Source organism: Vibrio sp. 10N.222.49.C9 (genome assembly GCF_041474985.1).
In the GTDB taxonomy this organism is placed as follows: domain Bacteria; phylum Pseudomonadota; class Gammaproteobacteria; order Enterobacterales; family Vibrionaceae; genus Vibrio; species Vibrio crassostreae_C.
The window spans coordinates 1-232 of record NZ_JBFRVD010001398.1; the positions used below are offsets into that span (position 1 = coordinate 1).

The 232-nt window shown below is 46.6% G+C and carries 1 protein-coding gene; it reads right to left on the reverse strand.

Going from position 1 to position 232, the window contains the following annotated elements:
• A partial coding sequence (locus tag AB4585_RS28465) for a hypothetical protein (RefSeq protein ID WP_372172125.1) occupies positions 1–232 on the reverse strand: 232 nt, incomplete at both ends.

Consider the following 232-nt stretch of genomic DNA (forward strand, 5'->3'; position numbering starts at 1 on the left):
TGATAGATCATTCTCATCTGTGGTGAATTGAAGCCAAAGTATTGCTTCTGTGCCATTAGCGTTAACGAGTTATCGTCCGGCCTTGGCACTGAACCCATAGAGTTAGTTGATTGAGCTCGCTCTAAAGCCTTCACAGCAGGCACATAACACGCTTCATGGAATGTAGCGGCTTGCGCTCGTACCCTTCTATTTCCTGGAACAGCCGAATCAACTAGCCTAGACAGGTAACTTA